We start from the raw sequence: 24288 nt of genomic DNA, 5'->3' as shown, positions 1-24288 counted from the left end.
ATAATTGGACATTCTAACATGTAAAAAGGATTTGGAGTGATCCGACATGTTGAAATGTCCGAATTGCGGCAGCAAGGATATCGGGAAAATCGGACCGGAGCAGTATTACTGCTGGGGCTGTTTTATCGAACTGTCCTATAAAGATGAGATGCTTTCATTGCATCAAGTCGAAGAAGATGGCTCATTGAGTTCCCTTGATGATTTGTTCACGGATGAGGAGCGGAAATGCGACGGCGCATCATTCTAGGAAAATGAAAGAAGCATCCCGCCTTTACCGTGTCCTCTTATGGATGGTGACGATCGTTGTCGCTTTGCTGCTATGCTTCCTGCTGATCAAGCTGTACCCTTTTTACCGTTCGTTTTTACTGTTCCTGGGCGGACTTTTCCTGCCTTTCATCGTCGCAGCTTTGATTGCTTATTTGCTGCATCCGGTGATTGATTTCCTTGCCGCGTGGCGTTTGCCGCGTTGGCTGTCGATCCTTATTATCTATACACTGTTTTTTGGCGTATCCGGTTTCCTGGTGTACAAAGGATTCCCGGTGCTGATCAGTCAGGTGAAAGAGTTCAGCCATAATCTGCCCGCGTTGATCCAGCGTTATGATCATTATGTCCGATTCTTATATGAACGGACGGCATTCTTGCCGGAAACGGTGCATGACCAGATGGATGCCGTGCTGCATGGCTTGGAGCAGCGTGCCGAAGGATTTTTGAAAAAACTTCTGCATGCTTGGAACAAGCTGCCGCAAGTGATCATCTTCCTGGTGGTTACACCGGTCATTGTCTTTTATATGCTGAAAGATACGGATAAAATCGGTCATGCAGGCCTTATGCTCCTGCCGCGCCGTTACCGCAGCAAGGTCAAGAGCTTGGTGCTGAGGATCGATAATAATCTGGGTCATTACATCAGGGGGGTACTGCTTGTCAGCTGCATCATCAGCCTTTTGACCTGGACTGCTTTCACACTGATCAAGCTGCCATATTCCCTGATACTGGCTTTGCTGGTCGGGACGACCAATATCATCCCTTATTTCGGTCCGATCATCGGAGCGGTGCCAGCTGTATTGGTAGGACTAACAATCAGTCCGAAAACAGCCCTGCTTGCTGGTATCACGGTGTTCATCATCCAATTGATCGAAGGGAACCTGCTTTCTCCTTTCATTGTCGGCAAAAGCATCCATATCCATCCGCTGCTGATCATTTTCGCCTTGCTTGTCGGCGGTGAACTAGGGGGTATTATCGGTATGATCGCTGCTGTGCCTGTCCTGACCATTTTGAAAGCATGCGTGGATACGGCAAAGGAGCCGGATGTTTGACAAAATCCGCTTTTTTCTCTATACTTACGCTTAGATTTATAGTGAAAAGCGATGAAGGTACCAGTACATGACGTCCTTTTATCAAGAGAAGAGATTCCTTGGCTGCGAGAATCTCCATAAAAGCGTGATGGAAAGCTATACCGGAGCTCTGAGTTAATCCTTATCGGATGCGCACCGTTATCTGCGCTTAAAGGTGATAGGCCGTTTTTTGGCTTATAATCAGGGTGGTACCGCGATCATACTCTCGTCCCTGCAAATGGCAGGCACGGGAGTTTTTTGTATGTTTACATAATAAAGGAGGCTTTTTCATGGAAAAATTAACGTCTGCTGAAGTAAGACAGAAATTCCTCGATTTCTTCAAGGAGAAAGGACACAGCATCGAGCCGAGTGCTTCATTGGTACCGGTCGATGATCCATCCTTGCTATGGATCAACAGCGGAGTTGCAACACTGAAGAAATATTTTGACGGACGGGTCGTGCCCGAGAATCCGCGCATCGTCAATGCACAGAAAAGCATCCGTACAAATGATATCGAAAATGTCGGCTTCACTGCACGCCATCATACGTTCTTTGAAATGCTTGGGAACTTCTCGATCGGTAACTATTTCAAGAAGGAAGCAATCCTGTGGGCATGGGAGTTCCTGACTGATAAAAAGTGGATCGGCTTTGATCCGGAGCGTCTATCCGTTACCGTTCACCCGGAAGACGAGGAAGCTTATCAGATGTGGCGTGACCTTGTCGGTCTTCCAGAGGAGCGGATCATCCGCACGGAAGAGAACTTCTGGGATATCGGCGAAGGTCCAAGTGGTCCCAATTCGGAGATTTTCTATGACCGCGGCGAAGAATATGGCAATGATCCATCTGATCCCGAGCTTTACCCAGGCGGTGAAAACGAGCGTTATTTGGAAATATGGAACCTTGTTTTCAGTCAATTCAACCATAACCCGGATCACACGTACACACCGCTTCCAAAACAGAACATCGATACCGGTATGGGCCTGGAGAGGATGGTATGTGTCATCCAGGATACAAAAACGAATTTCGAAACAGACTTATTCATGCCGATCATCGAGAAAACGTCAGAATTTGCAAAAGTCAAATATGGCCATACCCCTGCAGATGATACGGCGTTCAAGGTCATTGCCGATCATATCCGTACTGTTTCCTTTGCAATCAGTGATGGTGCGCTTCCTTCCAACGAAGGCCGCGGCTATGTGCTGCGCCGCTTGATCCGCCGGGCGGTGCGCTATGCGAAGAATATCGGAATAGAGAAACCGTTCATGAAGGAACTTGTCCCTGTCGTTGGTGACATCATGGATGCTTTCTATCCGCAAATCCTGGAAAAACGCGAATTCATCGAAACTGTCATCCAGACAGAGGAAGAAAGATTCCATGAAACACTTGCTGATGGTTTGAACATCCTCAATCGTATCGTCGCGGAAGAAAAGGAGAAGGGAAGCAACGTCTTCCCTGGCACAGAAGTATTCCGTCTGTATGACACATATGGCTTCCCGAAAGAATTGACGGAGGAATATGTCAGTGAAGAGGAGGGCTTCATTATCGATGAAGCCGGTTTTGAAGAAGAGATGAAACAGCAGCGGGAACGTGCCCGTGAAGCTCGTCAGAAAGTGAACAGCATGCATGTACAGGACAGTGTCCTGCAGGAAGTGGAAGCCGAAAGCACATTTATCGGTTATGACCGTACGGAGACAGATGCAGCCATTTTGGCCATCGTCAAGGACAAGCAGCTGGCTGACGTGGCAATGGAGGGTGATGAAATCTTCTTCATCCTGGAAGAAACGCCATTTTATGCTGAAAGCGGCGGGCAGGTAGCCGATGAAGGCTGGGTGACGACAGAAACAGCGACCGTATTCGTACAAGCTGTCAAAAAAGCACCGAAAGGGCAGAACCTTCACCAAGGTGTCGTAAAGCAAGGCCAGATCAAAGTAAAGGAAATCGTCCATGCGAAAGTCGATACAAGCAGACGTCAGCATATCGTCAAAAACCATACAGCGACGCATCTGCTGCATCAGGCTTTGAAGGATGTATTAGGTACACATGTCAACCAGGCTGGTTCCCTGGTCGCTCCTGACCGTCTTCGATTCGATTTCTCCCACTTCCATGCAGTGACGAAAGAAGAATTGGAAAAAATCGAGGAGATCGTCAATGAAAAAATCTGGGATGAGCTTGCTGTCAGCACATCCTACCAAAGCTTGAGTGACGCAAAGGAAATGGGCGCGATGGCGCTGTTCGGTGAAAAATACGGCGATGTCGTCCGCGTTGTCCAAATCGGTGATTACAGCCTTGAGCTTTGCGGAGGGGTGCATGTACGCAACACTTCCCAAATCGGTCTGTTCAAGATTGTTTCCGAAAGCGGCATAGGTGCAGGAACACGCCGTATCGAAGCAGTGACTTCCAAGGAAGCATATCGATTCACGATGCAGCAGCAGCATATCCTTTCTGAAGCTGCGGCAGAACTGAAAACAGCAAACGATCAAGTACCTTCCCGAATCGAGGCGGTATTTGCCGAACTGAAGGAAGTACAGCGGGAGCGTGACAGCCTGCGCGGCAAACTGTCCCAGCTGGAAGCAGGCAATATCCTTGATAAAGTGAAAGAAGTGAAAGGTGTCAACGTGCTGGCAGAGCAAGTGGACGCAGCCGATATGAATCAGCTCCGCGACATGGTCGATGATCTGAAGCAGAAACTTGAAAGCGGCGTTATCCTGCTTGCTGCAACGGCTGAAGGCAAGGTGCAGCTGGCAGCCGGCGTATCCAAGGATCTGATCGGACGCGGCCTTCATGCGGGCAACCTGATCAAAGAAACAGCAAAACGCTGTGGAGGCGGCGGGGGCGGCCGTCCGGATATGGCCCAGGCTGGCGGTAAGAATCCGGAGCAGGTGCCACAAGCTCTTGCATATGCAGCCGTATATGTCGAAGAACAACTTTGATTTTCCAAATCCGACAGAAAAGTATATACTGTAAAAAAAGACTGGCAATAAAAGCGAGGTGGCTGCTTTGAGTTCGATGGATAAAACAATGAAATTCAACTTCCCTGAGGAACCGATGGACGAGAATGTCCGAGAAGTGCTGATGTCCGTGTTTGAAGCATTGCGGGAAAAAGGATACAATCCTATCAATCAGATCGTGGGCTATCTGCTGTCCGGGGATCCGGCTTATATTCCCCGGCACAAAGATGCCAGGAATCTTATCCGCCGCATGGAGCGGGATGAGATCGTGGAACAACTGGTAAAATTTTATTTGGAACATAACCATCATGACTGACATACTAAAAACGATCGGACTGGATGTCGGCTCCAAAACGATCGGCGTGGCGATCAGCGATGGACTGGGCTGGACTGCCCAGGGCCTGACAACGATCCATTGGAATGAACCGGATTATGGAACAGCCAGGAATGAATTGCAGCAAATCATTCAGCAGCATGAAGTCGGAAGGGCTGTCATTGGCATGCCGAAGAACATGAATGGTACAATCGGTCCAAGGGGAGAAGCATCACAGGCTTTTTCCCATTGGATCAAAGAAGAGTTCGCTATTGAAACGGTGCTCTGGGACGAGCGTATGACAACGATGGCAGCTGAACGTGTGCTGCTTGAAGCGGATCTCAGCCGGAAGAAACGCAAGAAAGTAATCGATAAGATGGCAGCAGTCATGATCCTGCAAGGCTATCTGGATTCGAAACAATAAGGAGTGTAGCCGTATGGCATTGGAAGAAAAAGAACGTATCATCATCCCGGATGAAAATGGGGAGGAGCATTTATTCGAGGTTTTGTTCAACTTTGACGTCGATGAAACCGGAAACTCCTATATCGCAGTCGTCCCTGCGGAACAAGCTGATGCAGATGACGAAGTAGAGGTGTTTGCTTTCCGTTATGAAGAGAAAGGCGACGACAAGGACCTGACATTGTTCCAGATCGATACAGAGGAAGAATGGGAAATGGTCGAAGAAATGCTGAATACACTAACTGATGAGGAAGACGGCATCTAATCTTGGAATAGGCAGTCCTCTCTTTCCGATAAGGCAGAGAGGATTTTTTCTTGCAGATTTATCCGCATAATTTGTCGTGCGGGTGGTGAGCCCCCTGACGTTTATTGTATAATAGGGCGGATAAAGGAGGAAAGATAGCTTGACTGCCTCGAATGATGATCTTTTTCAACAGAATCGGGACAGAAGAATGGAGGAAGCAAGCGTCGTGCGGAAAATAGTATTGATGATCATATCCGTAATAATCGTACTTCTATTGATTGGTGCACTCGGGACCTTTATCTACGTTAATGCCAGTATGAAAGCTGTCGATTCAGACAATGATACAACACAGGTTGTCGAAGTTCCCATGGGAGCTACTGCTTCCTCGATCGGTCAATCCTTGGAGGAGCAGGGTCTGATTAAGAATGCCTTCATTTTCAGGCTGTATGTGAAGTTTTCCGGTGAGGCCAACTTCCGCGCGGGGAATTATGAGCTCTCCCCATCCATGTCCATGCAGCAGGTCGTCGATGAACTGAACGACCCAGAGGCGGGGAATACCCCGTCTGCATCTGCTGCTGTTCCTGAAGGATCTGATATCGAGGAAATAAGCGTCATCCTTTCTGAGTCATTGGGCATAGATAAGCAGGCTTTCCTGTATAAGATGAAAGATAAGGCCTATATCAAACAATTGATCAGTGAATATCCGGATATCCTGACGGAGGATATCCTGAATGAAGATATACGTTATCCGCTTGAAGGCTACTTATTTGCGGCTACTTATAACTTTACATCCAAGGATGATATTACGATCGATAAGGTGGTCCATATGATGCTGGACAAGTCACAGCAGATCATCACACCTTATTTGGATGGATTCAAGCAGAAGGACTTGACTGTGAACGAGGCACTCACATTCGCTTCACTTGTCGAGAATGAAGCGAGGAATGAGGATGAACGCAAGATGATTGCGGGCATTTTCTATAACCGTCTGGAAGAGGATATGAAACTGCAGACAGATCCAACTGTGCTTTATGCATTGGGAGAGCATAAGCCGCGGGTGTATTACAAGGACTTGGAAGTGGATTCCCCTTACAATACATACAGAATAAAAGGACTTCCTGTCGGTCCGATCAGCAACTTCTCAGAGGATGCACTTGAAGCAGTCGTGAATCCGGAGAATTCGGATTACTTGTATTTCCTGGCCGGGGATGATGGAGAAATCTATTATGCGCGGACCTTCGACGAGCATGAAGAACTGATCGAAAAACATATGCATTTGGATGAGTAAGCAGGTAAAGTGAGGAAATGATATGTTACAAGCAATAATGGATTACTTGGAGGAGCATGTGGAGCCTTCACCGGAATGGGCCAGAAAATTGGAAGAGCTTGCTGCAGGGGATCGTGTCCCGATCATGGAGCCGCTCGGCATCCAATTTTTGATGCAGATTATACGGCTCCATCAGCCGGCCAAGATTTTGGAAATCGGTACGGCAATCGGATATTCCGCCCTTATGATGCGCCATGCGAAACCCGGCGTGCGCATCGTGACTGTCGAGCGGGATGAAATCCGTTATGAACAAGCGATCACACATATCCGGGAACAAGGTGCCCAGGAGGATATCCTGGTTCTAAAAGGCGATGCATTCGATTTGGAAGAGACGATCCGAGCGCATGCTCCTTATGATTTCGTTTTTATCGATGCAGCAAAAGGGCAATACCAGCGTTTCTTCGAGGCATATAGTGAGATGCTGAGTGAGCGCGGGGTGATCGTCAGTGATAATGTCTTATTCAAAGGCTATGTAGCGGATGACAGCGATGCAACACCGCGCAAAGCAAATATTGCAAAGAAGATTCGTAAATATAACGAATGGTTATTCGGGCATGAAGCTTTCCATACTACTATTTTGCCAGTGGGTGATGGAGTAGCCATCAGTGTGAAGAAATGAATGAGGAAGCAGGAAGAGGAGCAGAAATAATGGCAAAGAAACCTATCATTATCGGTGTTGCAGGAGGATCGGGTTCAGGAAAGACTTCTGTCACAAGATCCATCTACAAACGGTTTACGGACAAGACGATCCTGGTAATCGAACAAGATTCCTATTATAAGGATCAATCCCATCTTCCGTTCGAGAAGCGTCTGAACACAAACTATGATCATCCTTTTGCATTTGATAATGAGCTGCTGATGCAGCATTTGCAGCAACTTGGAGAACAAAAACCAATCGAGAAACCGATTTATGATTATAAAATCCATACACGTTCCGAAGAAACGATACCAGTGGAGCCGAAGGATGTCATCATCCTGGAAGGCATCCTTATCCTGGAGGATGAACGGCTGCGGGATATGATGGATATCAAAGTATTCGTCGATACCGATGCCGATCTTCGCATCATCCGCCGGCTGCTGCGGGATATCAAGGAACGGGGCCGTACGATTGATTCTGTCATCGAACAGTATGTGAATGTCGTCCGTCCGATGCATCTGCAATTCATCGAGCCAACGAAGCGATATGCAGATATCATCATACCGGAGGGCGGCGAAAACCATGTAGCCATCGATTTGATGGCTGCAAAAATCGAGACGATCCTTTCTGGCCGCACGACATGACTTGTACAGATAAGTATTGAATTTTCGGCGGGAATCTGCCATAGTATGGAATATGCATGAAAACGCTATAGAAGCAAGGCAAAGGGAAAGAATCTTTTAGAGCTCAAGGGGTGGTTGAATTGGCTACAGAAAAACAATATTACATGACTAAAGAAGGTTTGACGAAGCTTGAAGAGGAATTGGAATATCTGAAGACAACTCGTCGCCAGGAAGTCGTCGAGCGCATCAAGATTGCTCGCGGCTTTGGTGACCTGTCGGAGAACTCCGAATATGATGCGGCGAAAGACGAACAGGCTTTCGTCGAATCCAAAATCGCTACAACGGAAAATATGATCCGAAATGCTGTCATCATTGAAAGTGATACAGATAATCCAGATATGGTAGGCATGGGTAAAACGGTTACCTTCATCGAACTGCCGGATGGTGAAGAAGAGAGCTATACAATCGTTGGAAGCGCGGAAGCAGATCCGTTTGAAGGTAAAATTTCAAACGATTCCCCGATTGCCAAGAGCTTGATCGGACATGAAGTCGGCGAAGAAGTGACTGTCACGACTCCAGGCGGAGATATTCAGGTCAAAATTACCAAAGTGGAATAGACATAAAACAAAAGCTGCTTCCGAATTATATGGAAGCAGCTTGTTTTATTGAAACTGAATGACTAACTTGTTCGGAAGATTTCTCAAAAGGAAAAAAGGGTATGAGCTTTTGCAGGATAAAACTTTCTTTGTCGAGTGCAAGCAGAAAAGAAAAGACGACTTGTTCCTTCACACTGGTAAAAGACAGACAGCATCCTTCCGGTAAGAAGATAGAGAAGATCTCGGCTTCCTTATCGTAGCCGACATACTCGAACGATTCGTGGCCCCAAAGGTTCGTATCCATTCTTGTCACTTTCATCATGCTTATCTTCCTCTCCTTCCACAGGAACCATGATGACTGACGATGCAGTTACACCTGCTTTTATTGTTTATATAGTTAGATATATATGCACAGAATCCTTCCGCTATGTCAAAATTAGATTTGCTTCAACAAAATCATCAAATGAAAACAGCTTATGATATGACTTTGGCTTCGCACTAGTTCATAGTATAATAGAGAACAATGAGGAGGGAAGAAGCATGGCGAATGATAATCAGGATTATTCCAGATTGAATAATAGAAACAAACGCAGAAAACCCAGGAAGTGGCTGAGTGTCGTCCTGGCAATCGCGGGTGTCGCTTTGGTCGTCGTGCTGCTCGCAGCAGTTTTGAACGATAAGCCGACAATGGATGACCAGGCCAATGCCAATGACGAACAAAGCAATAAAACCATTGCAGAACAACTTCAAGGCAGCGATGATTCCAGCAGTGAAGAAAAAGATACAGAACAAAGTGACAAAGAGAAGCAGGATAAGGAAAAAGAGAAAAAAGAAAAACAAGAGGCTGAGCCATCAGATGATAATGTAAAGGAAGCGTACACGAAGGATTGGGATCCAGTGGGCACGGAGCAGTCCGGAACGCATACGACAACCTTCGAGAAAGGCACGCAGGACTGGAATGAGCTGATGCAGGCTGTCGGTGGCGCTGTAGGGCTGGACCCAGCATCCATGACGGTATGGTGGGTCGAGAATAACGGCAATGGAGGCAATGATGTAATTGCGACGGTCTCCGCCCCTGATTCAGAAGAGACATTCCGCGTATTCGCAAGCTGGGTCGATGGAGAAGGCTGGCAGGCGAAAAAAGTGGAAGTGCTAAAAGAAAACGATAAGAATTAAAGGAGCAGACAGAATGACAATCGGCATTATTGGAGCAATGGATGAAGAAGTAGCATTACTGAAAGAAACGATGGCAGACAAAAAGGAAATTATCGCAGCAGGATATGAAATCATAGAAGGCACATTATCCGATAAGCAGGTTGTCCTCTTAAAATCAGGTATTGGCAAGGTGAATGCCGCGCTTGCTGCCGCGATGCTGATCGAGCGTTACGCACCGAAAGCCATTATCAATACTGGTTCAGCCGGAGGATTTGCAGAGAATCTGGAAGTCGGGGATGTGGTCATATCGGATTCTGTCGTGCATCATGATGTTGACGTGACAGCATTTGATTATGCTTACGGACAAGTACCGCAGATGCCGCCCGCTTACCAGGCGGACGGCGAGCTGATTCAGCTTGCCAAGGATGTAATCGATCAATTCCCGGACACGAAAGCAGAAATCGGTCTTATTGCAACAGGTGACAGTTTCATGTCTGATCCGGAGCGTGTTGCTTTTGTCAGGGAGAAGTTCCCTGCCATGCTAGCAGCAGAGATGGAGGCAGCGGCAGTGGCTCAGGTTGCCTACCACTATGGGACTCCTTTCGTCATCGTACGGGCATTATCTGACATTGCCGGTAAGGAATCTCCCGTATCATTCGATGCATTCCTTGATCAAGCTGCCCGAAATGCAGCAACAATGATCATGAAAATGGTCGAGCGTTACTGAATATCCATGACAGCAATTACCAGGTAATTGCTGTCTTTTTTTATGTTACAATGTTGCTAGTTTGGAAGAGGAGGCGACATGATGAATAGAAGACAGCAGCTGCTGCTTGATAAAATCGCAGATTACCGTCGTTTTGCATTGGCGCTTCTGATTCTTGGCATTTATTTATACCTTGGATCGGTGATCAATGTTTATTTGACACCTTCAGATAAAGCAGATATCCTGTTCGCTATGACTGGCGGGTGTGTTGTTACAAGCATCCTGATCTGGTTTGCCATTGAACGATGGAAAAAATTATTGGAAAGCTAAAAACTCCGGCATTATGACCGGAGTTTTTTTAATCCCAAATATTCTCCCAAGCATAAGCTCCGCCAATGAAAAGCAGTACAAGGAAGGCGGCAATGAGTACGCCCGTACTGGTCCGCTGCTTGCAGTGGCTGAAGGAAGGGGATTTGGCATACATAGTGATTACCTCCTTTTCAGCACTTATGTCCTGTGCTGTCGGTAGTATTCATGGAAAATCTTCATCAGGGCACGTTTTTCGATTCGGGAAACATAACTGCGGGATATATTCAATTTCTTCGCAATTTCGCGCTGTGTCATATCTTCTTCGTTATTGAGCCCATAGCGGCTTATGATCACTTCTTTTTCACGTCCATCCAATATATCGATATACTCTTTGATTTTCTCTACTTCCATATTCAGCTGGATATATTCGATGATATCTTCATTATCCGCTTGGAGTATGTCAATAAGGCTGATTTCGTTCCCTTCCTTATCCTGACCGATTGGATCATGCAGGGATATATCTTTCTTGGTCTTCTTCAAGGCTCGCAGATGCATGAGGATTTCGTTTTCGATACATCTAGCTGCATATGTAGCAAGTTTTGTACCTTTATCACTCGAATAACTTTCAATTCCTTTGATCAGTCCGATCGTGCCGATGGAAATAAGATCCTCTGCGTCTTCTCCTGTGTTCTCGAACTTTTTCACGATATGCGCGACGAGACGCAGATTATGTTCAATCAACTTGTTGCGGCTCTCCTCATCCCCTTGCTGCATCTTTTCAATATGCAGTGCTTCTTCCTCGGGAGGGAGCGGTTGAGGGAATGCGTGGTTCTTGACGTAGGAAACGAAGAACATCGCTTCTTTCAGCAGAAGTCCGATTGCACCGATGATACTCATTTCATTGCACCTCCTGTACACTTTCAAAGATTGCCTATACACTCACTGTATGTGCTGGGCAAGCCGATCGTGTCTGTCCACCAGAAAAAGAAAAAGTGAATGCCTCGATGGCATTCACTTTGATTTCTTTTGTTGTTTTTGTCTTCGTTTCTCTGCATCAATCGCTTCCTGATACTGATCCTTTAATGTTCCATATGGTTTTGCACCGCGATGATGTGCCGCTCTGGATATCAGATGGCTGGCAACTGGGGCAGTCAGCATGATAAACAATACACCAAGAATCAGTTTTCCGCTAATGATCCCATACTCTGTGTAATGGAAAATAAAAGCGCCGATGAGTATGCCGGCTACACCAAGCGTGGAGCCTTTACTGGCTGCGTGAAGCCTTGTATAAATATCAGGAAAACGCAGTACACCGACGGAAGCTGTGAACATAATGAAAGCACCGCCTCCCAAGAAGAGGATGACAAGCAAGTCCAGGATGATTTCAATCATTTTCTGTATCAATCAAATCACCCTTTTCCAAATAGATTGCAATTGCCACTGTACCAATGAATAAGAGGATACCGATCAACAGCACGATATCATTGAAGTTCGGTGTGATCAGGATGATGGCAAGCAAGGCGGCAAACGCCATGATATTGACACCAATGGCATCCAATGCAACTGCACGGTCAGCATTCGTCGGTCCCTTCATCACCCGGATGATCAGCAAGAGGATGGAAACACTCAATGCAATCAAACTAATGATGGATACGATTTGGATGATGTCAGCTAAATTATCTTGCAGGACACTCATCTTGTCACCTCCATGATGTGTTTCTCAAAGCTGTCTTTGATTGAATGGACAGCCTCCTTCATGTCCACGATGTCCATGGCGTGGATATAAAGCATCTTCTTATCAGGTGAAACGGCCACTGTGACTGTACCGGGAGTCAATGTGATAAGAGTTGCCAATAACGTGATTTCCCAATCGGACTCCAATTCCGTTTCCAAAGTGAATATGCCAGGATTGATGTCCAGTCGTTTTGCGTAAACAAGTTTTGTGATTTCTAAATTTGAAAGCAGGAGCTCCTTGATGAAAATCAGTGCCAAAGCCAAAATCTTGTATACACGTCTTAAATAGAACGGACCTTTCAGGAAGCGGCGCAGCAGGAATAATAGAGCGATACCTACAAAATAACCGGTAACGAAGCCTGCGATGCTGTACGATTCACCGAGGAATACCCACATGAATGCAATCAGCAGATTAATGCATATTTGAAAAGCCATCTAGCGCCCCTCCTTTAACACAAGTTCCATATATGCCTGCGGATTGAGAAGATAATCCGCAATGTGCTGGACAGTCGGCAGGACAGCTTCTGCCCCGATACCGAGAAAGACGGTGAACAGCATCAGGAATCCAGCTGGTAAAATGCCGCGGAGATACTTTCGTTTTTGTTCTTTTCCTGTTTCTCCTTCTCCCCAGAACACGCGGATGAAAGCTCTCACGATGGAAAGCAGGATGAGCAAGCTTGTCAGCAGCATGATGATGACTGTGACAGTTTCCCCTTTCTCAAACGCCCCGCGCACGAGGAGCAGCTTGCCGATGAAACCGCTGAAAGGCGGTACACCTGCCAGGACAAGTCCTGCAAGGAAAAACAGCCAGCCGAGAAGAGGGTGGGAGCGAATCATGCCGCCCATCTTATTGATATCGGAAGTACCTGCCAGAGCCGCGATAATACCGGCCAGCAGGAAGAGGGCTGCCTTCACAATCATATCCTGCAGAAGGTAGTAGATGCTGCCGCTCAATCCGTCATGATTGAAAATACCGATGCCGACAAGCATGAAACCGATGGCAGGAATGATGTTGTACGCAACAATCAATTTTATGTTTCGTGATGCCAAAGCACCAATCACACCGAATAGCATGGTCAGGTTGCCGACCCAGATGAAGAGCTGATCCATGATTTCGGGCTGCTGATGGAAAATCAGTGTAAAGGTGCGAATCAGGGAATATACCCCGACCTTGGTCAAAAGAGCGCCGAATAAAGCTGAGACAACAGGATTCGGTACAATATATGAGCGCGGCAGCCAATAATAGAGCGGGAATGCGGCGCCTTTCGTTGCAAAGACGAAGAAGAGCAAAATGGCTACTGTCGTTATGATTCCCGGCTGCTCAGCAGCTGCTGCCCGTTCTGCCAGCTGTGCCATATTCACAGTGCCTAAAACGGCGTATATGTATGAAATGGCTGTAACGAACAGCATCGAAGAAAACAGATTGATCAAAACATACTTGATGGATTCACGAAGCTGTACTTTTTGTCCGCCATGGGTGATCAAGGCATAGGAAGCCATCAAAAGCACTTCGAAGAATACGAATAAGTTAAATAAATCTCCAGTGACAAAGGCACCGGATACTCCTGTCACCAACAAGAAAATGAATGAGTAAAAATAGAAACTTTCTTGTTCCCGGGATACAGAAGCTGGTGCATACCAGACTGCAGCCAGCAGAATGATGGATGTAGTCGACACCAGCAGCACACTCAATGGATCGAGCACGAGTATGATGCCGTATGGTGCCATCCAGTCCCCGGTTTCCAAGACGATGCTTCCTTCGGTGAGGACTTGGATGAGCAAGAACCCCATTGCAGCAACGTGGATTACCGCAAAGACAAGTGCCAAACGTCTGGTAAGCAGGATGCGATTATGGGTGAATGCCAGCAAGATGCCGGCAAGGAATGGGATCAGTATCGGTAAAATAGCAAGATTAGTCATGATCATTACCTCTTAATTCTTCCATATTATCAGTGCCATTCGTTTTGACGGTACGGTAGGCAAGCACGAGAAGCAGGCTGGTTACACCAAAACTGATGACGATGGATGTCAGGATCAGTGCTTGCGGCAGCGGATCGGTATAATTTTCGGTTCCGTCTGTCAATACAGGGGACGCTCCGCGCTTCAATTTACCCATCGTCAGGATGAACAAATGCGCTGCATGTGACAGCAGGGCTGTACCGATGATGATACGCAGCAGCTGCTTTTGCAAAATATTATAAATGGCGAACCCGAAGAGGATGCCGGCAAGTACAATCATGATGATTTCCATTAGCGATCCCCTCCTTTTTGACGCAATTTGATAAGAGAATAGATTCCCAAAGCGGCAATTGCCAATACCGTGATTTCGAATAATGTATCCAGTCCCCGGAAATCGACAAGGATGACGTTGACGATATTATCCCCGCCGCCTAGCTTATAGGCATACTCGACAAAGTAATCCGAAATAGCCGGGAATGGACGCTGGCTGTATGCAGCCAATCCGACGAGCGTCATCATGAGGCCGCAGAGCGAGGCAATGATGATATTGGTTATCTTCTTCGAAAGTTTTTCTTTTCTTTCCTTTTTGAATTCCGGCAGATGTCGGAAGCAGAGCAAGAACAAGACAACGGTAATCGTTTCAATACTCAATTGCGTCAAGGCAAGGTCCGGTGCCCGGAACAGAACAAACAGAATGGACAGCCCGTATCCGACTACCCCTAAGATGATGACCGCCGTCAGCTTCTTCTTGGAGACAGTGCTTCCAAAAGCTGCAGCGATCATGATGATTGCCACAGCCAATTCGGGCAGGCTCTGCGGAAGCGATACTGGCGATGTATCGATATTGGAAAGATCGAACGAGTTCGTCCCAAAAAGAATCAGCAGTGTCAAAATCGAGATGACACTGATAATGATTGCATTGTACTGGCGGAGGGAGCCGCTGACGATATGATCATTGAGTCTCTTGGTCTGCTTTTCACTGGCAGTAAGGAAGGCCGAATAGACGGTATTTCCCGATAACTTCCCTGGCAGTACCTTATAAAGTCCAGTCCAATATTTCCGGGTGATATAAATTACGATTCCGAAAACGACAACGATAAGGGACATGAACAAAGCAGGAACGAAGCCATGCCAGAAATGAATGCTTTTATTTTCCAGTGCTTCGCCATAAACGGCATTCGCTGCCGGCTGCAGTAAATGCCGGGTGAACCAGTTTGGAAAAATACTGATAAGAACAACACCAGACACTAGTAATACTGGAGAAAGCAGCATGCCAACCTTCGGATCATGTGCTTTTTCAGCAGCTGATGTCTCTGATTTCCCCGTGAATGTACGGAAAAAGAAATACATACTGTACACGAATGTGAAGATACTGCCAGCGACAGCTGCATATGGAACGATATCGGCTAGTACCGAAGCGAAGCCGGTTCCGAATGCACGATCGGCTGACAAATCCCAAGAGCTGGAGAAAAATTCTTCTTTACTATAAAAACCATTTAAGATTGGCAGCGGAACGCCAGCCATCGAAAAGGAAGCAAGCACACTGATGATCCCGGTGACCGGCATCAGTTTCCAGAGACCGCCCAGCCTGCGTATATCCCGTGTACCCGTTTCGTGGTCGATGATGCCGACAGCCATGAATAAGCTACCCTTGAATGTTGCATGGTTGAGGATATGGAACATAGCAGCAAAGATGGCCGCTTCGGTTCCATAACCGATCATTGCCATGATCATACCAAGCTGACTGATGGTGGAAAAGGCTAGTATCCCCTTGAGATCTGTCTGCCTGACTGCCATATAGGATCCCCAGAATAAGGTCAGCAGGCCGATTATGGAGACTGCTATGAAAAATGCTTCACTTTCCCGGAATACGGGAGTGAAACGGAGCAGCAGGAAGAGTCCGGCTTTGACCATGGTAGCCGAATGCAAATATGCACTGACTGGTGTCGGAGCCTCCATTGCATCCGGAAGCCAGATATGGAAAGGAAACTGGGCAGATTTCGTGCAGGCTGCCAGAAGGAGCAGCACAACGATCAGCGGGAACCAATCACTGCCAAGGATCAAGTCTCCTTTTGTTAATATCTCGCGGATGCTTGCTGTCCCTGTTACCAGATGAAGAAGCACCAATCCCCCGAGTAACGCAAATCCCCCGAGGAAGGTTATCAGCATGGACTTGAGAGCGCCATCCGTGGAAGCTTTCCTGGTGAACCAGAAACTGATCAATAAGAAAGAAGATACAGAGGTGAGCTCCCAGAAAGTATAGAGTGCGTATATATTATCTGACGTAACAATACCGAGCATGGCTCCCATGAATAACAGCAGATAGACATAGAAAGAGCCCAGCCTTTCCCCGCGGTCCAGATAATAAATGGAATAAAATGCGACGAGCACACCTATCCCGCTTATCAGCAGCGCAAAGAACAGGGCCAGTCCATCTGTATGGAATGTCAAGTCCAATCCGAGTGAGGGTATCCAGCTGTAACGGTATAATATGTCGGTTTCCCCATTGATGAGGAGTGTGAGAAAGTAAATGAAAATCGATAGCGATGCAGCAAGCGCCGCATAGCCGGTATGTATCCTGTATTTGAATTTAGCGATGAATGGAATGCAGATGGCCATAATGAATGGCATCAGTATAGCAATGATCATGTTGTGGCAGTCCTCCTCTTTCAGCAAGATAGTCCTTTCATTATAAATGATAACTAAAATAGTACTATACCCAATTCTAAAGGACTTCACGCCTTTACTGCAACTGACGCAGTTCCGGCTAAGAAAAAAACCCTGCCAGGCCGGCAAGGTTTAACGGAGACGATGTTCAGCTAGTGTAACGGATTTTATGTGATAAGCCCCGTGATTGGATTTCTTTCTCGATTAGATGAATAAACTCTTGGCTCAGGTGGAGTTCGTTCGCTTTGTGGTAAGATTCGATCAGCAATTCATCAGACAGATGTTCCATCTTGCATTCCTCCTGATTGGAGATAACTTACTATCTTGCAGATCTTCTGTACGTAAGTTGGGGAGTTGATAAGTTATTAATAATGTATCATGAAAGAAAAAGAGGAACAAGGTGATAGTTATCTACAGAAAACTGTTCATAACCTGTAGATAAAGTGTTTATAAATGTGCAAAATTGTTCTCTGTAGCTGTTGATAATGTGGACATAGTTATCCACAATGAGGAGTGTGTAGAGATTTGTCGAACGGTTTTACTTCTGAATTTGACTCTGCAGCATAGAGAATAGTCGAAAAAAAGCAGAACGATGAAAGATTTTTTTGAAACCGTCGTAAAAATGCCTTATGATGGGTAAGTAACTGTTGAAGTGCATGAGATCGGAGGAAATCCATAATGCTGAAGAAGTTTTTGCCCAATGAGCATGTAAAGAGCATTTTTGATATAAAGCCAGAAAAATTGAAAGCGCAGGGAATCAAGGGTATCATTACAGATCTGGATAATACGCTGGTGGCGTGGGATGTTGCCGATGCCACACCGGAAGTGATAGATTGGTTCAAGGAAATGCGTGCCCATGATATTAAAATCACCATTATATCCAATAATAATGAACAGCGAGTGAAAGTATTCTCCGAGCCTTTGGAGATACCTTTTGTCTATAGTGCAAGAAAACCCCTTGGGCGGGCCTTCAAACAGGCCGTGAAGCAAATGAACCTGGAGAAGGATGAGATTGTCATGATCGGCGATCAGCTCCTGACAGATGTATTAGGGGGGAATTTGGCTGGCTTCTACACAATCGTTGTCGTACCAATCGTGAGAACGGATGGGAAGATCACCAAAATCAATCGGATGATTGAACGACGGATATTGAACTACTTCAGAAGAAAAGGAAAGATCACATGGGAGGAATGAATGTGGAAGAATTGATTTGCCAGGGATGCGGCGCACCGATTCAGACAGAAGACGCATCTTTGCCAGGTTATATCCCAGCATCGGCATTAGGGAAAAACGATGAGGTCATCTGTAAGCGCTGCTTCCGGCTCAAGCATTACAATGAGGTCCAGGATGTCGCAGTGACGGACGATGACTTCTTTACATTGATAAGTGAAATCAGTAACAAGGAAGGAATTGTCATCAAGCTGGTGGATATTTTCGATTTCAACGGAAGTTTCATCGGCAGCATCAAACGACTTGTGGGGGACAAACCAATCATATTGGTCGGTAATAAAGTGGACTTGCTCCCTAAATCGACAAATCATGATCGCGTCAAGCAATGGCTGCGGGGGGCGGCTAAAGAATATGGCATCCAAGTGGCCGATGTACATCTTATTTCGGCGAAACGGGGAATCGGGATGCCTGAGCTTGAGGACAGCATCCAGGAATTGCGCGATGGAAAAGACGTCTATGTGGTCGGCAGTACAAATGTAGGAAAATCTACATTCATCAACGCCTTGATCAAACATTCCACAGGAATAAACGATGCAATCACGACTTCTTATTATCCTGGTACGACGCTTGGGTTCATCGATATCCCACTCGATGACAGAAGCTCTTTGTTTGACACGCCTGGTATCGTGAATCGCCAGCAAATCGCCCATTATGTGACCGACAAGGACTTGAAGACCATAACGCCGAACAAAGAGATCAAAGCTCGGATTTATCAATTGAATGACAGGCAGACATTGTTCATCGGAGGATTGGCTCGGATCGATTTCGAAAAGGGAAGCAGGCAGCCATTCGTATGCTATTTCTCCAATGCGCTCGACATCCATCGAACAAAGCTTGAGAATGCGGATGCACTTTATGAACGTCAGAAGGGGGAATTGCTCGCACCGCCGCGTGATGAGCAGCTTGAGCATTTTCCGCCTTTCCAAAAGACGACTTTCAAGATAAAAGAACAGAAAACGGATATTGTCATTCCTGGTTTGGGTTGGATAACACTGTCGGGTGAACCAGCATCGGTGACTGTCCATACACCAGAGGGCGTCCCGGCAACTATCCGCAGGTCATTAATCTAAAGGGGAGCGAGAAAATGAAAATATTGAAGTTGGGCCTGATCGGCCATCCAGTGGAGCATTCTTTATCACCATGGATCCATGCACAATTCATGGAACAGGCCGGTATCGACGGAGAATACAAACTATATCCGATCGAACCAGATGTTTTTGATAAAAAAATCACGGCATTATTGCAAAGCGGGATAGATGGCTTCAATATTACGGTTCCTTATAAGCAGCGCATCATTCCATTCCTGGATGAGCTCGATCCGGATGCGGCCAGAATCGGAGCTGTGAATACGGCTGTCCGGAAGAACGGCAGGTGGATAGGGTATAATACGGATGGATCGGGCTATGTACGAGCATTGAAACAGGTCCTTCCCCCGAAGGATTCCTTGCATGTACTCATGCTGGGGGCCGGAGGGGCTGCCCGGGGGATATATCGGGCGCTGGTAACGCATGGATTCCAGTATGTCGATATTGCCAATCGCACCGTCTCCAAAGCAGAACAGCTGCTGCAATTGCAGGAGCCGGAAACGATTACCGACATCCTGACCTTCCAGGAAGCACAGGAGCGATTGGCGGACTATGATGTCATCATCCATACGACAAGTGTCGGAATGAGCCCGAATACAGGAGAGCAAATCATTCCGTTAACGAATTTGCAGCCCGGGGCAGTGGTCAGTGATATTGTCTACAAACCGATCGAAACGCAGCTGCTGCATGCAGCCAAGCAGCAGGGGGCACTTATTCATCATGGACATGCCATGCTTTTATATCAAGCACAATACGCATTTGAAATCTGGTCTGGCCAGGAGGTCATGATCGGTGATCTATTGAATCAGCTGGAACAAAGATTAACGGAGGCATAATATGTTAACTGGTAAACAAAAAAGATATTTACGTGCACAAGCACATCATTTGAAACCGATTTTCCAGGTGGGGAAAATCGGCGTGAACGACAATATGCTCGTCCAGATTGGCGAGGCATTGGAAAAACGGGAATTGATCAAAGTGAGCCTGCTGCAAAACTGTTTGGACGAGAAAGAGGATGTTGCAGCAGCTATCGAAGAGGGTACAGGTGCTTCTGTCGTCCAAATCATCGGCAGCACAATCATCCTTTATAGAGAATCGGAAGAGCATAAACAGATCAAGCTGCCATGAAGGAGCGGGTCATGAAAAAAGTCGGATTATTAGGCGGGACATTCGATCCGCCCCATCTCGGGCACTTATTCATTGCCCAGGAAGTCCAGTACAGACTGGGATTGGATGAAGTTTGGTTCCTTCCTGCCCACGAAGCACCGCATAAAAAGAAATCCCGAACAGATGCGGTTCTGCGTCTCGAAATGGTGCAGGCAGCAATCGAAGATAATCCATACTTCCGCATGGAACCCATCGAGGTGGATCGTTTAGGCAAATCATACACATTTGATACAATGGAATTGTTACAGGAAATGCATCCCGATACAGCATTCCATTTCATCATCGGCGCTGATTTGGTGGAGACTTTGCACACATGGCATCGTATCGATGAATTGGTCGGCATGCTGACATTTGTAGGTGTCGGCAGGCCTGGATATGAATTGAAGACAGCCTATCCGGTTACGTACGTGGATATCCCGGAGCTTGAGATTTCCTCGAGCATGATCCGGGAACGCGTCGGACAGGGGGCTCCTGTCCATTATCTTGTTTCGGGTGCAGTGTTCGATATCATAAAGGAGCAAAAGCTGTATGCAGAGAGATAAGGCATTGGCGATCGTTGAGAAACAATTAAAGAAACCGCGGTATGAACATACTATCCGTGTAATGGATACGAGCATCAAATTGGCAAAACAATATGGTGCCGATGCGAAGAAGGCAGAGCTTGCTGCCATTTTTCACGATTATGCAAAATATCGTCCGCTTGAGGAAATGAAACGCTGGATCATAGCGGAAAAGCTGCCGAAGGACTTGCTGGATTATCATCATGAACTATGGCATGGACCGGTGGGGGCGCTTATGGTCAAACGGGAAGCAGGCATCAGCGATCCGGAAATACTGCATAGCATCGCTGTACACACAACAGGATGCGTTGGTATGTCGTTACTTGATAAGGTCGTATTTCTTGCGGACTATATCGAACCTGGGCGTGCTTTTCCCGGTGTGGATGAAGTACGCAAAGTAAGTGAGGACGATTTGGATAAGGCTTGCTGGATGGCTTCGCGTAATACCATCAATATGCTCGTCTCCTTGAACCGCAAAGTTTATCCGGACACGTTCCATGCTTATAATGATTTATTAAACTCTACTGGAGGTAACACTTAATGGAAAGTATTGAATTGGCACAATTAGCAGCAAATGCCGCAGATGCGGTAAGAGGGGAAGATGTCGTCCTGCTGGAAATGAAGGAGGTCTCCTTGATTGCTGATTACTTCATGATTTGTCATGGAACGAGCGAAAGGCAAGTGCAGGCCATCGCCAGACGAATCAAAGAAAAAGCGGAGGAAAATGGCGCCGAAGTGAAACGGCTCGAAGGATTGGAGCAATCCAGATGGGTGCTCGTCGATCTGGGAGATGTCGTTTGCCATGTATTCCATATCGATGAACGCCGATATTATAATTTGGAACGCCTATGGGGAGATGCACCGCAAGTCGAACCGGTATTCTCCCAAGAAAGCTGATGGCAGCTTACGAACGGCTTGCTGCCGTATATGAACGTCTGATGCAGGATGCACCTTATGCACCTTGGCAGCAGTTCATGCAGCAAATATTCCAGGAACATGCCCGTATCGATATCAAGGAGATAGCCGATTTGGGCTGCGGCACTGGATTTGTCACCAGGAAGCTGGCAAAGGCCGGCTACCGAATGACGGGCATCGATCAATCCGAGAACATGCTTGCCTATGCAGCTTCCAGGGATACAGATCAGCAAGTCCGCTGGATTCAGCAGGATCTGAGGGGATTGGAGACAATCAAAGCGGATGCCGCTATCAGCATGTTTGATGTCATGAACTATATAACGTCTCCGGCAGATGTGAAGCAAGCATTCTCAAGGATATGGGATATGCTTGCTCCCGGCGGCGTCTTCCTGTTCGATGTCCATAGTATGAGGCATATCGAACAGGATTTGGCTGGTCAGGTTTTTGCAGAAATCTACGATGATCTTTCCTATACTTGGTTCTGCGAAGCCGGAGAGGAACAAGGGGAGGTATTTCATGACCTTACCTTTTTCACAAAAGAACCGGACTCTGAGAAATATGACCGATTTGACGAATATCACCATCAGCGTACATATTCCATCGATACGTATGTATCATGGCTTGAGGGAGCGGGGTTCCAAGTGTCTGGCGTATATGGCGACTTCGATATGGAACATACGGAGAATCTGGAAGAAGCGGATCGGCTATTCTTTGCATGTTTGAAAAACCAGGAGGCATGATGCAGCCTGGTTTTTTTTGCAGGAAAAGCTGGTCGTGCGTCGAATCCCTAATTGTACAGTCCTCTCTTGATAGCATCCTTCTCTTCATGGTACTTATGATGTGTCGCCTGGAACAGCATCGGGAAAAGATCAGTCGTCCCTTTTTCCAATACTGCAATTCCTTCACCGGTTATGCCGCCTTTCACACACACCTTCCTGATCAATTCTTCCAGGGTATAATGCCCATCTTCCAATAACTTTCCAAGCCCGATCAGCATTTCGGCAGTCAGATGAGTGGCTTGCTCTTTTGAAATAGCTGTTTCAGTCACAGCTCCATCGATGAATCGCTGTGCGAGATAGCCGAAGAAAGCAGGTCCGCAGGAAACGATATCCGAAGAAACACGGGTTATTTCTTCCGGAATATAGACAGGATCCGAATAGCTGCTTATAAGATCGATAAGGCGGGCCTTATTCCGATTGGTCAAGCTGGTTCCAAAAGTAAGCAAGGTAGCGCCGGATGCAGCTCTATTCGTGATACTGGGTATCGCGCGTGCCACCTGGCAAGGGACGAGTGCTTCCAGTTCTTCTGTGGAGAAAGGGCTTGTGATCGAGACAAGTACTTGATCCTCTTTTAATAAGGGCCGGAGTTCATGGCATACCCCCTGCAGATGCGGCGGACGCACGCAAAGAAATAATATATCGGCATGATCAGCCAGCTGGCTGATCGAGTCTGCTATGCGGATAGATGGGAAAGATTGTTTCCAATGCAAAGACTTTTCAGCAGAACGATTCAGGATCATGATATCCTCCTGAGAAATTGCCCCGGAGTTCACCCATGTCTCCAGCAACATGCCACCCATATTGCCAACTCCGATTATTCCCCACTTCGTCATTCCAAATTCCTCCTCTGCTCATATACTGCCTGTTTCCATTTTACGCTGTTATCGATTATATGCTTTCAGCCATTGGAATATGAAAGGAGATGTCGCATGCAGCTACTCAAACAATACAGCTGGCTGCTGCTGTTGGCAGTCATCATTTTCCTTGTATTCGCCATGCGGATCAAAGGGCCTGATCCGGATGCGGCGATCCAGCCGCTCGATAAAGAGGCGGATGCAGCAAAGGGTTTGCTGCAGGAGGGATCGGATGCCGCAGCAAAAAATCAGACTGCAGAAAATACCAAAGTAATGGTGGATATAAAAGGGGAGGTGCACGACCCGGGCGTTTACGAGCTCGAGGCTGACAGCAGGGTGGAACAGGCAATTGAAGCAGCTGGCGGACTGACAGAGAAGGCCGAGGGGAGAAGCATCAATCTTGCCCAGCGCATAGCCGATGAACAGGTGATATACGTAGCAGCTGCCGGGGAAGCAGAAGCAGCGGTACAAACAGCTGGTCCAAGCGATTCGAAGGACAAGATCAATATCAATCAAGCAGATGCCGAAGCATTGACAGAACTCAATGGCGTCGGCGAAGCGAAGGCTCAAGCCATCATTGCCTTCCGCGAGGAAAACGGTCCATTCACCTCCATCGACCAGCTCACCGAGGTACCAGGTATCGGAGAGAAATCACTGGAAAATATGAAGGATCAAATCAGCTTATAAGG

The 24288-nt window shown here is 46.9% G+C and carries 33 protein-coding genes and 1 other annotated feature; of the genes, 22 read left to right on the top strand and 11 right to left on the bottom strand.

Features of this window, described 5'->3' with window-relative positions:
- Nucleotides 1–46: 46 nt before the first annotated feature.
- From CHH53_RS07475 to greA, 10 genes are all read left to right on the top strand, one after another.
- Nucleotides 47–247: a hypothetical protein gene (locus CHH53_RS07475; protein ID WP_198946030.1), complete on the top strand. Its 201-nt coding sequence runs from the start codon at nucleotides 47–49 to the stop codon at nucleotides 245–247.
- Between the two features lie 4 nt (nucleotides 248–251).
- Entirely contained in the window at nucleotides 252–1313 is a 1062-nt protein-coding gene (locus CHH53_RS07470; RefSeq protein ID WP_158221507.1) for an AI-2E family transporter, read from the top strand.
- Between the two features lie 42 nt (nucleotides 1314–1355).
- Nucleotides 1356–1568 (top strand) — a binding site (T-box leader).
- A 53-nt stretch (nucleotides 1569–1621) separates the two neighbouring features.
- Nucleotides 1622–4261: an alanine--tRNA ligase gene (gene alaS / locus CHH53_RS07465; RefSeq protein WP_095215498.1), complete on the top strand. Its 2640-nt coding sequence runs from the start codon at nucleotides 1622–1624 to the stop codon at nucleotides 4259–4261.
- 67 nt (nucleotides 4262–4328) lie between these two features.
- On the top strand, nucleotides 4329–4595 hold the full coding sequence (locus tag CHH53_RS07460; RefSeq protein ID WP_095215497.1) for an IreB family regulatory phosphoprotein: 267 nt from the start codon (nucleotides 4329–4331) through the stop codon (nucleotides 4593–4595).
- Nucleotides 4588–5016 (top strand): Holliday junction resolvase RuvX, encoded by a 429-nt coding sequence (gene ruvX, locus CHH53_RS07455; protein ID WP_095215496.1) that lies wholly within the window; start codon nucleotides 4588–4590, stop codon nucleotides 5014–5016. The genes CHH53_RS07460 and ruvX overlap by 8 nt, the downstream gene beginning before the upstream one ends.
- Nucleotides 5017–5029: 13 nt before the next feature.
- On the top strand, nucleotides 5030–5317 hold the full coding sequence (locus CHH53_RS07450; RefSeq protein ID WP_095215495.1) for a DUF1292 domain-containing protein: 288 nt from the start codon (nucleotides 5030–5032) through the stop codon (nucleotides 5315–5317).
- A gap of 139 nt (nucleotides 5318–5456) precedes the next feature.
- Nucleotides 5457–6584, top strand: a complete 1128-nt coding sequence (mltG, locus tag CHH53_RS07445) for an endolytic transglycosylase MltG (protein WP_233134935.1) — start codon at nucleotides 5457–5459, stop codon at nucleotides 6582–6584.
- Nucleotides 6585–6606: 22 nt separating this feature from the next.
- A complete protein-coding gene (locus tag CHH53_RS07440; RefSeq protein ID WP_095215494.1) occupies nucleotides 6607–7242 on the top strand; it encodes an O-methyltransferase in 636 nt (211 codons plus the stop codon).
- 29 nt (nucleotides 7243–7271) lie between these two features.
- A complete protein-coding gene (gene udk, locus CHH53_RS07435) occupies nucleotides 7272–7904 on the top strand; it encodes a uridine kinase (RefSeq protein WP_095215493.1) in 633 nt (210 codons plus the stop codon).
- 119 nt (nucleotides 7905–8023) lie between these two features.
- Nucleotides 8024–8500 carry a transcription elongation factor GreA gene (greA, locus tag CHH53_RS07430; protein WP_095215492.1) on the top strand — a complete coding sequence of 159 codons (477 nt, stop codon included), beginning with the start codon at nucleotides 8024–8026 and terminating at the stop codon, nucleotides 8498–8500.
- A 25-nt stretch (nucleotides 8501–8525) separates the two neighbouring features.
- On the opposite strand, the gene CHH53_RS07425 is transcribed toward greA, so the two are convergent.
- Entirely contained in the window at nucleotides 8526–8801 is a 276-nt protein-coding gene (locus CHH53_RS07425; protein WP_095215491.1) for a hypothetical protein, read from the bottom strand.
- Nucleotides 8802–9019: 218 nt separating this feature from the next.
- Between CHH53_RS07425 and CHH53_RS07420 the strand changes: the two genes are divergently transcribed.
- From CHH53_RS07420 to CHH53_RS07410, 3 genes are all read left to right on the top strand, one after another.
- A complete protein-coding gene (locus CHH53_RS07420) occupies nucleotides 9020–9655 on the top strand; it encodes a YrrS family protein (protein WP_095215490.1) in 636 nt (211 codons plus the stop codon).
- A 13-nt stretch (nucleotides 9656–9668) separates the two neighbouring features.
- On the top strand, nucleotides 9669–10361 hold the full coding sequence (gene mtnN, locus CHH53_RS07415; RefSeq protein ID WP_095215489.1) for a 5'-methylthioadenosine/S-adenosylhomocysteine nucleosidase: 693 nt from the start codon (nucleotides 9669–9671) through the stop codon (nucleotides 10359–10361).
- Nucleotides 10362–10439: 78 nt separating this feature from the next.
- Nucleotides 10440–10670: a YrhC family protein gene (locus CHH53_RS07410; protein ID WP_095215488.1), complete on the top strand. Its 231-nt coding sequence runs from the start codon at nucleotides 10440–10442 to the stop codon at nucleotides 10668–10670.
- Between the two features lie 28 nt (nucleotides 10671–10698).
- Here the strand turns inward: CHH53_RS07410 and CHH53_RS17790 are convergent, their stop codons facing one another.
- From CHH53_RS17790 to sda, 9 genes are all read right to left on the bottom strand, one after another.
- Entirely contained in the window at nucleotides 10699–10824 is a 126-nt protein-coding gene (locus CHH53_RS17790; protein WP_255374705.1) for a hypothetical protein, read from the bottom strand.
- 23 nt (nucleotides 10825–10847) lie between these two features.
- Nucleotides 10848–11546 (bottom strand): RNA polymerase sporulation sigma factor SigK, encoded by a 699-nt coding sequence (gene sigK / locus CHH53_RS07405; protein WP_095215487.1) that lies wholly within the window; start codon nucleotides 11544–11546, stop codon nucleotides 10848–10850.
- 114 nt (nucleotides 11547–11660) lie between these two features.
- On the bottom strand, nucleotides 11661–12053 hold the full coding sequence (gene mnhG, locus CHH53_RS07400; RefSeq protein WP_233134933.1) for a monovalent cation/H(+) antiporter subunit G: 393 nt from the start codon (nucleotides 12051–12053) through the stop codon (nucleotides 11661–11663).
- Nucleotides 12034–12345: a Na(+)/H(+) antiporter subunit F1 gene (locus CHH53_RS07395; RefSeq protein ID WP_095215486.1), complete on the bottom strand. Its 312-nt coding sequence runs from the start codon at nucleotides 12343–12345 to the stop codon at nucleotides 12034–12036. Before CHH53_RS07395 ends, mnhG begins: the two co-directional genes overlap by 20 nt.
- Entirely contained in the window at nucleotides 12342–12818 is a 477-nt protein-coding gene (locus CHH53_RS07390) for a Na+/H+ antiporter subunit E (RefSeq protein WP_095215485.1), read from the bottom strand. The genes CHH53_RS07395 and CHH53_RS07390 overlap by 4 nt, the downstream gene beginning before the upstream one ends.
- Nucleotides 12819–14303: a Na+/H+ antiporter subunit D gene (locus CHH53_RS07385; protein ID WP_095215484.1), complete on the bottom strand. Its 1485-nt coding sequence runs from the start codon at nucleotides 14301–14303 to the stop codon at nucleotides 12819–12821. It abuts the gene before it with no gap.
- The gene (locus CHH53_RS07380) at nucleotides 14296–14634 is read right to left on the bottom strand and encodes a Na(+)/H(+) antiporter subunit C (RefSeq protein WP_095215483.1); all 339 of its coding nucleotides are present in this window, start codon (nucleotides 14632–14634) and stop codon (nucleotides 14296–14298) included. Before CHH53_RS07380 ends, CHH53_RS07385 begins: the two co-directional genes overlap by 8 nt.
- The gene (mbhE, locus tag CHH53_RS07375) at nucleotides 14634–16991 is read right to left on the bottom strand and encodes a hydrogen gas-evolving membrane-bound hydrogenase subunit E (RefSeq protein WP_095215482.1); all 2358 of its coding nucleotides are present in this window, start codon (nucleotides 16989–16991) and stop codon (nucleotides 14634–14636) included. The genes CHH53_RS07380 and mbhE overlap by 1 nt, the downstream gene beginning before the upstream one ends.
- A gap of 166 nt (nucleotides 16992–17157) precedes the next feature.
- Nucleotides 17158–17298 carry a sporulation histidine kinase inhibitor Sda gene (gene sda, locus CHH53_RS07370; RefSeq protein ID WP_038561505.1) on the bottom strand — a complete coding sequence of 47 codons (141 nt, stop codon included), beginning with the start codon at nucleotides 17296–17298 and terminating at the stop codon, nucleotides 17158–17160.
- 389 nt (nucleotides 17299–17687) lie between these two features.
- Here sda and CHH53_RS07365 point away from each other — a divergent pair, with 389 nt between their 5' ends.
- The 8 genes from CHH53_RS07365 to CHH53_RS07330 are packed head-to-tail and all read left to right on the top strand — an operon-like array spanning nucleotide 17688 to nucleotide 22706.
- The gene (locus CHH53_RS07365; protein WP_095215481.1) at nucleotides 17688–18203 is read left to right on the top strand and encodes a YqeG family HAD IIIA-type phosphatase; all 516 of its coding nucleotides are present in this window, start codon (nucleotides 17688–17690) and stop codon (nucleotides 18201–18203) included.
- 2 nt (nucleotides 18204–18205) lie between these two features.
- On the top strand, nucleotides 18206–19309 hold the full coding sequence (gene yqeH / locus CHH53_RS07360; protein WP_095215565.1) for a ribosome biogenesis GTPase YqeH: 1104 nt from the start codon (nucleotides 18206–18208) through the stop codon (nucleotides 19307–19309).
- A 14-nt stretch (nucleotides 19310–19323) separates the two neighbouring features.
- Nucleotides 19324–20160, top strand: coding sequence for a shikimate dehydrogenase (gene aroE / locus CHH53_RS07355; protein WP_095215480.1), 837 nt, complete (start codon nucleotides 19324–19326; stop codon nucleotides 20158–20160).
- A 1-nt stretch (nucleotide 20161) separates the two neighbouring features.
- Nucleotides 20162–20452: a ribosome assembly RNA-binding protein YhbY gene (gene yhbY, locus CHH53_RS07350; protein WP_095215479.1), complete on the top strand. Its 291-nt coding sequence runs from the start codon at nucleotides 20162–20164 to the stop codon at nucleotides 20450–20452.
- An 11-nt stretch (nucleotides 20453–20463) separates the two neighbouring features.
- Nucleotides 20464–21033, top strand: coding sequence for a nicotinate-nucleotide adenylyltransferase (locus CHH53_RS07345; protein WP_095215478.1), 570 nt, complete (start codon nucleotides 20464–20466; stop codon nucleotides 21031–21033).
- Nucleotides 21020–21592 (top strand): bis(5'-nucleosyl)-tetraphosphatase (symmetrical) YqeK, encoded by a 573-nt coding sequence (yqeK, locus tag CHH53_RS07340; RefSeq protein WP_095215477.1) that lies wholly within the window; start codon nucleotides 21020–21022, stop codon nucleotides 21590–21592. Before CHH53_RS07345 ends, yqeK begins: the two co-directional genes overlap by 14 nt.
- Nucleotides 21592–21948: a ribosome silencing factor gene (gene rsfS / locus CHH53_RS07335; RefSeq protein ID WP_095215476.1), complete on the top strand. Its 357-nt coding sequence runs from the start codon at nucleotides 21592–21594 to the stop codon at nucleotides 21946–21948. The genes yqeK and rsfS overlap by 1 nt, the downstream gene beginning before the upstream one ends.
- On the top strand, nucleotides 21948–22706 hold the full coding sequence (locus CHH53_RS07330) for a class I SAM-dependent DNA methyltransferase (RefSeq protein WP_095215475.1): 759 nt from the start codon (nucleotides 21948–21950) through the stop codon (nucleotides 22704–22706). The genes rsfS and CHH53_RS07330 overlap by 1 nt, the downstream gene beginning before the upstream one ends.
- 47 nt (nucleotides 22707–22753) lie before the next feature.
- Here the strand turns inward: CHH53_RS07330 and comER are convergent, their stop codons facing one another.
- Nucleotides 22754–23578 (bottom strand): late competence protein ComER, encoded by an 825-nt coding sequence (comER, locus tag CHH53_RS07325; RefSeq protein ID WP_095215474.1) that lies wholly within the window; start codon nucleotides 23576–23578, stop codon nucleotides 22754–22756.
- 96 nt (nucleotides 23579–23674) lie between these two features.
- Here comER and CHH53_RS07320 point away from each other — a divergent pair, with 96 nt between their 5' ends.
- Entirely contained in the window at nucleotides 23675–24286 is a 612-nt protein-coding gene (locus tag CHH53_RS07320; RefSeq protein WP_095215473.1) for a ComEA family DNA-binding protein, read from the top strand.
- Nucleotides 24287–24288 lie beyond the last annotated feature (2 nt).

This window comes from Terribacillus sp. 7520-G (genome assembly GCF_002271665.1).
Taxonomy (GTDB): Bacteria; Bacillota; Bacilli; order Bacillales; family Amphibacillaceae; genus Terribacillus.
This window is presented reverse-complemented; position numbering and strand designations above follow the sequence as displayed.

Excerpts from the sequence above, each read along its gene's own strand:
- CHH53_RS07475 (WP_198946030.1), top strand. The coding sequence starts at position 47 with ATGTTGAAATGTCCGAATTGCGGCAGCAAGGATATCGGGAAAATCGGA.
- CHH53_RS07470 (WP_158221507.1), top strand. The coding sequence starts at position 252 with ATGAAAGAAGCATCCCGCCTTTACCGTGTCCTCTTATGGATGGTGACG.
- alaS (WP_095215498.1), top strand. The coding sequence starts at position 1,622 with ATGGAAAAATTAACGTCTGCTGAAGTAAGACAGAAATTCCTCGATTTC.
- ruvX (WP_095215496.1), top strand. The coding sequence starts at position 4,588 with ATGACTGACATACTAAAAACGATCGGACTGGATGTCGGCTCCAAAACG.
- CHH53_RS07450 (WP_095215495.1), top strand. The coding sequence starts at position 5,030 with ATGGCATTGGAAGAAAAAGAACGTATCATCATCCCGGATGAAAATGGG.
- CHH53_RS07440 (WP_095215494.1), top strand. The coding sequence starts at position 6,607 with ATGTTACAAGCAATAATGGATTACTTGGAGGAGCATGTGGAGCCTTCA.
- udk (WP_095215493.1), top strand. The coding sequence starts at position 7,272 with ATGGCAAAGAAACCTATCATTATCGGTGTTGCAGGAGGATCGGGTTCA.
- CHH53_RS07425 (WP_095215491.1), bottom strand. The coding sequence starts at position 8,801 with ATGATGAAAGTGACAAGAATGGATACGAACCTTTGGGGCCACGAATCG.
- CHH53_RS07420 (WP_095215490.1), top strand. The coding sequence starts at position 9,020 with ATGGCGAATGATAATCAGGATTATTCCAGATTGAATAATAGAAACAAA.
- mtnN (WP_095215489.1), top strand. The coding sequence starts at position 9,669 with ATGACAATCGGCATTATTGGAGCAATGGATGAAGAAGTAGCATTACTG.
- CHH53_RS07410 (WP_095215488.1), top strand. The coding sequence starts at position 10,440 with ATGATGAATAGAAGACAGCAGCTGCTGCTTGATAAAATCGCAGATTAC.
- CHH53_RS17790 (WP_255374705.1), bottom strand. The coding sequence starts at position 10,824 with ATGTATGCCAAATCCCCTTCCTTCAGCCACTGCAAGCAGCGGACCAGT.
- sigK (WP_095215487.1), bottom strand. The coding sequence starts at position 11,546 with ATGAGTATCATCGGTGCAATCGGACTTCTGCTGAAAGAAGCGATGTTC.
- CHH53_RS07395 (WP_095215486.1), bottom strand. The coding sequence starts at position 12,345 with ATGAGTGTCCTGCAAGATAATTTAGCTGACATCATCCAAATCGTATCC.
- CHH53_RS07390 (WP_095215485.1), bottom strand. The coding sequence starts at position 12,818 with ATGGCTTTTCAAATATGCATTAATCTGCTGATTGCATTCATGTGGGTA.
- CHH53_RS07385 (WP_095215484.1), bottom strand. The coding sequence starts at position 14,303 with ATGACTAATCTTGCTATTTTACCGATACTGATCCCATTCCTTGCCGGC.
- CHH53_RS07380 (WP_095215483.1), bottom strand. The coding sequence starts at position 14,634 with ATGGAAATCATCATGATTGTACTTGCCGGCATCCTCTTCGGGTTCGCC.
- mbhE (WP_095215482.1), bottom strand. The coding sequence starts at position 16,991 with ATGATCATTGCTATACTGATGCCATTCATTATGGCCATCTGCATTCCA.
- sda (WP_038561505.1), bottom strand. The coding sequence starts at position 17,298 with ATGGAACATCTGTCTGATGAATTGCTGATCGAATCTTACCACAAAGCG.
- CHH53_RS07365 (WP_095215481.1), top strand. The coding sequence starts at position 17,688 with ATGCTGAAGAAGTTTTTGCCCAATGAGCATGTAAAGAGCATTTTTGAT.
- aroE (WP_095215480.1), top strand. The coding sequence starts at position 19,324 with ATGAAAATATTGAAGTTGGGCCTGATCGGCCATCCAGTGGAGCATTCT.
- yhbY (WP_095215479.1), top strand. The coding sequence starts at position 20,162 with ATGTTAACTGGTAAACAAAAAAGATATTTACGTGCACAAGCACATCAT.
- CHH53_RS07345 (WP_095215478.1), top strand. The coding sequence starts at position 20,464 with ATGAAAAAAGTCGGATTATTAGGCGGGACATTCGATCCGCCCCATCTC.
- yqeK (WP_095215477.1), top strand. The coding sequence starts at position 21,020 with ATGCAGAGAGATAAGGCATTGGCGATCGTTGAGAAACAATTAAAGAAA.
- rsfS (WP_095215476.1), top strand. The coding sequence starts at position 21,592 with ATGGAAAGTATTGAATTGGCACAATTAGCAGCAAATGCCGCAGATGCG.
- CHH53_RS07330 (WP_095215475.1), top strand. The coding sequence starts at position 21,948 with ATGGCAGCTTACGAACGGCTTGCTGCCGTATATGAACGTCTGATGCAG.
- comER (WP_095215474.1), bottom strand. The coding sequence starts at position 23,578 with ATGACGAAGTGGGGAATAATCGGAGTTGGCAATATGGGTGGCATGTTG.
- CHH53_RS07320 (WP_095215473.1), top strand. The coding sequence starts at position 23,675 with ATGCAGCTACTCAAACAATACAGCTGGCTGCTGCTGTTGGCAGTCATC.